The 1240-nt window shown below is 42.8% G+C and carries 2 protein-coding genes; both read left to right on the top strand.

Going from position 1 to position 1240, the window contains the following annotated elements; all coding sequences use genetic code 11:
• The first annotated feature begins 178 nt into the window (after positions 1-178).
• Positions 179-544, top strand: a complete 366-nt coding sequence (locus Q4557_RS19730) for a hypothetical protein (protein ID WP_303415033.1) — start codon at positions 179-181, stop codon at positions 542-544.
• Between the two features lie 130 nt (positions 545-674).
• Positions 675-1166: a GNAT family N-acetyltransferase gene (locus Q4557_RS19725; RefSeq protein ID WP_102519883.1), complete on the top strand. Its 492-nt coding sequence runs from the start codon at positions 675-677 to the stop codon at positions 1164-1166.
• The last annotated feature ends 74 nt before the right edge of the window (positions 1167-1240 follow it).

Genomic DNA, 1240 nt, shown 5'->3' with positions numbered 1-1240 from the left:
AGCATGTTAATAAACGGTGACCTTCCTACAGAGGACTTTCACCTCATTAGTTCATGCCCATGCTGGGCGTACACAAGCCCATCAAGCAGGACAAAAAACAGTTGGTTGTTTTTCGTGCCTCAAACATTATAACCAACAATTTTTTGCCCCTTATGGGGGCGTTATACAGCAAGGAACTATGAGCGAAATATTCAGGCAAAATAGCATCAATCTAGCCGTTTCATCGATAGCGATTTTATGCGCTTACCATTTTGGGTTTGGTGGTTTTTTGTTTTGGTTTGGTGGACTTTTAGTAATCCCTGCAGTTGCTATTTGGTTTCAATTCAAGTTTGCACTTGGCCATTTCGTCTTGCGCTTATTCGTTTCAACAGGACCTTGGTTAGTTCTTTGTTTTATCGGTCTGTACTGGGCATCAAAAACTGAACATGACGGCCAGCGTACGATGAATATGTTGTTTTTTGAAATGCCTTTGTATTCGGTTCTTGCTGGTATTATTTTTGTAACTGTCTGGTTTTTAATTAAACGATTGAAAAATCGGCGTTAATTGCTGTATAACAAGGCAAATTAAAAAAGGCGGACAAAAAACAGTTGGCTTTGTTCGTGCCTCACAAATTGTAGCCAACTATTTTTTGCCGTTTATTTGCGGCGTTATGTTTTTCTAGAGATATCGAGCTATGAACATTAGAGAAGCGACTAAAGCAGATTGGGAAAGCATCTGGCCAATTTTCAGTGAAATAGTGTCTGCTGGAGAAACGTATGCCTACGATCCAGAAACTACCAAGGAGCAGGCAGAGAGAATTTGGTTGGAATCACCAAGAAAGGTTTTTGTCTTCGAAGAAGAAGGGTTAACTCTAGGCACTTATTATCTGAAGACAAATCAGGCTGGGCCTGGAAATCACGTCTGTAATTGCGGTTATATGGTTTCCACTGCAGCCAGAGGCAGAGGGCTAGCTACCACAATGTGTGAGCATTCCCAGAGAGTAGCTACAGAGCTAGGGTATAAAGCTATGCAATTTAACTTTGTGGCTTCAAGCAATGAAGGTGCAATTCGTTTATGGACTAAGCTCGGGTTTGAGACTGTTGGGCAGCTTCCAAAGGCTTTTAATCACCCATCATTAGGCTATGTAAACGCGTTAGTCATGTACAAATGGCTAGTCAAACCATAATCGGGTAGCCGGAGGTATCTAGCCTCCAGCCCCCACACCACCCTGCATGCGGCTCCGCACAGGGCGGTTCCCAA

This window comes from Shewanella sp. 5_MG-2023, from assembly GCF_030547465.1.
GTDB lineage: Bacteria > Pseudomonadota > Gammaproteobacteria > Enterobacterales > Shewanellaceae > Shewanella.
The sequence above is the reverse complement of the archived record's forward strand: the minus strand, read 5'-3'. Positions and strand labels throughout refer to the sequence as shown.